The sequence below is a fragment of the Verrucomicrobiota bacterium genome (assembly GCA_016871535.1).
Lineage (GTDB): Bacteria > Verrucomicrobiota > Verrucomicrobiia > Limisphaerales > SIBE01 > VHCZ01.
In genome coordinates, this window is sequence record VHCZ01000377.1 from 1 (window position 1) to 4,479 (window position 4,479).

Sequence of the window (4,479 nt, forward strand, 5' to 3'; positions counted from 1 at the left end):
ACACCTAATCGATATACTCGATTAGGTCTTGGGAAAGCAAGAACTATTTTCAAAAAAGTCTTTTCAGAGAACCTTTACCAATGCGGGCGAGCCATCCGACTTTCGCAACAGGCTTTAGCTAGACAACCTTGTGCAACAGTTGTGCTATAGCCAAAGACGTTATTGAGAAAAAGATACTCGGAGCCACCGTGACCACTCATCACAATGATTCGACCTCCTGCCGACACATAACTGCCGATGGCCGCGCGGGTTGACGCCGAAGGCACCGGAGTTCCTTCACCTACAACGAAAGCGTCGGACGCTCCAAATCCGCCTGCCAAGGCCGTTGCCCACGCCGAATCGCTGCCGCTAATGGTAGCAAACGTGTGCCCCCCCAAACGTGGTCAATTTGGCCAAATTCAGGCCGTGACCACCCGTATAGAGAAATCGTTTCGGGCCAGGCGCAGAGTCGGTGAACACGGTCCGCACTGTCAGCCCCGAAGAGAGTCCAATCGCTGTCAACTCGAGGTGCGAGCCCACGCAATCATCTTCGCAGACATGCCATGTTGTCTCGAGGCCTCCGAGCGGATCAGCGACCACGGACCACGGTTCATGATCTGCCCCAGTCGCTGGAGTGCCGTCAGCGTGCAACACTTGAAGTTTGACAGTCTCACCGGAAAGAAAGCCCCGCCCCATGATGACCGCTATCGAGCCAGGGGCATAGTCCGCCTTATCCGTGAAGACGAGTGCGGAACCGGAAGTTGCTTGCGAGTTCTGGACCTGGTCCTGGCCAAGTGCACTAAGAATTGCCAAACCGACCGTTAGCGCGCCGTATGCCATCGAACTCGGTCTGATCGCGCGATTTCACATGGCCGCCGCGAAGATGGAGTGCACAACCACGAAAGCGAAAGTGCATGTTCGTTCGATAAGACGTGCAAACGCATTTCCATTTATGGGACGCGCGTCCGCATCAATGGATGCAGCGAGCAGTAGGGTGTCATTCTGCAGCACGTTCGAATGCTTTCGAGCTGATTGCTGCGCGCATTTTCGCAGAGCGTCACTTGTTTTCATTTTCAATTTTCCCTTCGACGATTGTGTTTGAGCTTGTTTTTTTGACCCTTGCACCAGAAAGAATCTGAGCGACAAAAGGAAGATTTCAGTTACTTTGGTCCCAACGGAGCTGCGAACCCGGTTGCCCAATCCCTGGAAGGCTATGCGTTCCCTACAGGCCTTGAGTGAGTTCGATCCTGATGGGGACTTTGTAAGCGAGAGTGGCGAGGCCGTCCATACGCGTACTTACCGTGGCATTCTGGCGCTACCCGATAGAGTCGAAGCGCCCTACAGGTGATTTCCATCGTCCCGTCACTTCGCCAAGAGCTTGTCTGAAAACCGTAAGGAGGCTCACGCCTTTCTCACCACAGGCAATTAGAGCCTTCGTCTGAGTATGCGCCCTTCCCGATTTGGGCGCGGGTCATCTTGCGCAGTTCTTCAAAACCTCCGCCCTTTTTGAAAGCGTAAACGTGGGCAATCCGCAGCAAATCATTTCAACTTCACAATCACATACGGCATTTCCTTCGTGAGATCGAGCCAGTTGGCGCCGTTGCCGGCTTTGTCCGTAACTTCGAGGAAATACATGAAATCCCATTGTGGAACCAGGAAGTCGCCGGGCACCGTGGCCGTGAAAACGTTGGGCTGGTCTGAAGGCTGCAAGTCGAGCGTCGCGTAGTCCTCGAACTGCGTCACGTGCCGGTAGCGCAGCCGCGCTGACTGCACACCCGAAGGATCCGTCACGCGCGCGACGATGCGCAACGGCTGGCCCGGACGTGGCGTCCGCACACGCTCGTGTTCGACCCGGGGCGGCTCGCGGTCGCCGCCGGTCGCGGGCTGCCAGACCTTTTCCTGCGAAGCGGAATCCGAGAAACCGGCTTGCGCCTCCAGTTCTTTCAAAGCGGCTTCGAGTTTCACAAGTTCATCGCGCCAATGGCCGCAAAGGCTGAAGTTTCGCGCGCCCATCGCCAGGTCGAAATGGTAGCGGTCTCCGGCTGCGGTCACGAGTTCGCGCCACGCAGCTACGGCGGCGCGTTCCTCGCGGGCCGCGGCGCGCAGTTCAGCAGGGCTTTGCAAGCGTTTGAACAGATTGAAGTGCACGGCCGCGAAGGCACGGCGCGCGTGAAAGCGGGCGAGCTGCGCGCTAATCTTCAGATCGGTGATCGTCGAGTCGAATTCGTTGCTGCGTTTGCCGCCAAGGCTCGCTTCGGCAGCGCGGACTGATGCGAGGATCGCGTCGGCCGTTTCGTCAAACCAGCGGCTGGTGGCGTCCGGGGTGCGTTTGGTCGTGGTGCTGCCTTCGAGAATCCGCCGGGCGGCGTCGGCGAAATTCTCGAACTGCTCGACGTCGGTGCCTTCATTCCGGGCGTAATCGGAGAGTTTGACGCCCAGGCTCTGCCGCTCCGCCCAACCGCGCGTCGTCGGGAACAGGTTGTACGGATAGACTGCGGCGACAATCATCGGAAGGACCTGCGACGCCCGGTGAAGGCCGGCTTCAAGGTGCGGCCCGGCGTTACCGAAACGGCGCCGAAACTCGCGTTTCCGAACCTCAGCGGAAGTTTGGGGATTATAGCCAACCCGCCCCCAGACCTGGAAAAAGTGCCAGTAACGCTCGAACTCGTATTCGTAGTAGCGATATTTCTCCGGCATCAGCGCGAACGGCGCCACGTCGGGCCGCTACGCCTCCATCTTCGTCGCGAGCGGTTCCTGCACGTCCCAATTCGGCGAGTCGTAAAGCAGCGTGGATTCCGAATAACGCCGCACGTAATCGGGATCAGCCCACAGGAGCACGCGCGTCGTGCCGCCGTTCCAGAGCCGCCAGTCGATCTGGTACCGTTGCGGATAGCGGAGCAAATCGGCGTAGCCGTGGCGGCGATCGCGCTGGTTCGGGTGGTTGACGTGCGAGGGATGAAACGGCAGGCCCATCTGCTCCATCCAGTATTTCGTCTCAATGCGCAGGTTTACGCCGAGATCGAGCGCGGTGTTGATGACGCTGTCCGGCGTGCCCTTGGCGCGCGCTTCCAGGAGAATGCCAGGGCGGACCTTTTGAACGTGCTCGAAGACCGCGCGCCAGAAGTCTTCCATTTCGCTTCGTTTCAGCCCGGATTCCTCGTGAATCCGAAACTGAATTCCGTCGAGCGCCCGCACGCGCGCGAGCAGTTCCTTCAGCGAAGCGAGCGTGTAGGCGTTCAGGTTTTCAGCAGTCACGCCGTCGACGGCAGGTGCGCGTGTACGGCGCCAGTGGCAAGACATAGACCACATCGGGATTGTGCGGATGAACGACGATGGGAAAAACGAAATCCGAAGGCAGCCCGTCCGCAATCGAGCGCCAGGTGCGGCCATAGTCGTCGCTGCGCAGAACTCCGATGCCCGGCCTCGGTCCGCCCGGCCTCGACCATTCGGCCCAGCCGCCGTGGTTTTGCATGTAAAGCCGTCCGGGAGCGGCAGGATGGCGCGCGATCTTGTGAACGCACTGGCCGAACTCAGGATACGGATCCGGCGTGAAGCCCGCGCCCACGCCTTTGTTCGCTGCCGCGAACGTCTCGCCACCGTCTTCACTCATGTAATGGCCGCCGGTGGAGATGCCGAGATGCACGCGCTTGCCATCGCGCAGGATGGTGTGCATGCAAAGCCCGCCGTTGCCCGGCTCCCATTTGCGGGCGTGCTCGTGGTTGCTGATGCCAGGCACCATCTCCCATGAATCACCGCCGTCGCGGCTGCGGAACAGCGCCGCCGGTTCGACACCGCACAACAAGTCTTTCTTGCTGTCGCCGGGTTCGAGCGACCAGATGTTCGCCAAGGCGCGGCCATCGTCCTTGGGAAACGCGGGAGCGGATTTGGTTTCTTTGAACGATTTCCCCAGATCGTTCGAACGCAGAACTTTCATGCCGAAAAACGCGTTGCAACTCGACGCGTAAAGTCGCGGCGTGCCGCGCGTGTCGATGAGTGCGGAATAGACCGCCACGCCCGGACCGAAAGGTCCGCGCAGCGCAAAGCGGCGTCGCGGTTTTGGGGATTCGGCGACGAACAGGCCTTTCTTGGTGCCAATGCAGAGAACAACACGATTTGCCATAAGGAATTAACCTCCAGAGACCGCGGGCAGGATCGTCACTTCGTCACCCGGCGAAAGTGGCGTGTCCAGTCCGGCGCGGTCGCGCATGTGATGGGTGTTTACAAAAACGTTGATGTGGCGGCGAACGGCCCCCGTCTCGTCGCAAACGTTGCGGTAAAGCGCCGGGTAACGCCGTTCGAGTTCCTCTACACAGAAGCGCATCAATAAAGCTACATAGCGATAATTAAAGAAATGGCTCCAATAGGCCTTGGATTTTTTCCGGGTGCCGCTGGATATCCTTCAAAGTGGTGAACAGACTGGCACACAACTCGGCAGGGGTGGCGAAGTAACGATTGTGCGTTCCTTCCTTGCGAGTGTAGTGCCAGAGCCGTTTTTGGGCA

4 protein-coding genes are annotated in these 4,479 nt (G+C 59.0%); all 4 read right to left on the bottom strand.

Annotated elements, in window-relative coordinates:
- Positions 1-1,518: 1,518 nt before the first annotated feature.
- Genes FJ398_26300 through FJ398_26315 form a run of 4 tightly spaced genes read right to left on the bottom strand, consistent with a single transcriptional unit; the run spans position 1,519 to position 4,300 of the window.
- Positions 1,519-2,694 carry a hypothetical protein gene (locus FJ398_26300; protein ID MBM3841397.1) on the bottom strand — a complete coding sequence of 392 codons (1,176 nt, stop codon included), beginning with the start codon at positions 2,692-2,694 and terminating at the stop codon, positions 1,519-1,521.
- A gap of 9 nt (positions 2,695-2,703) precedes the next feature.
- On the bottom strand, positions 2,704-3,234 hold the full coding sequence (locus tag FJ398_26305) for a hypothetical protein (protein MBM3841398.1): 531 nt from the start codon (positions 3,232-3,234) through the stop codon (positions 2,704-2,706).
- Positions 3,224-4,099, bottom strand: a complete 876-nt coding sequence (locus tag FJ398_26310; GenBank protein ID MBM3841399.1) for an exo-alpha-sialidase — start codon at positions 4,097-4,099, stop codon at positions 3,224-3,226. Before FJ398_26310 ends, FJ398_26305 begins: the two co-directional genes overlap by 11 nt.
- Before the next feature lie 6 nt (positions 4,100-4,105).
- Positions 4,106-4,300, bottom strand: a complete 195-nt coding sequence (locus tag FJ398_26315; GenBank protein MBM3841400.1) for a MoaD/ThiS family protein — start codon at positions 4,298-4,300, stop codon at positions 4,106-4,108.
- Between the last annotated feature and the right edge of the window lie 179 nt (positions 4,301-4,479).

Bases quoted from the DNA above. Each gene is read 5' to 3' on its own strand.
- FJ398_26315 (MBM3841400.1), bottom strand. From the start codon at position 4,300: ATGCGCTTCTGTGTAGAGGAACTCGAACGGCGTTACCCGGCGCTTTAC.
- FJ398_26310 (MBM3841399.1), bottom strand. From the start codon at position 4,099: ATGGCAAATCGTGTTGTTCTCTGCATTGGCACCAAGAAAGGCCTGTTC.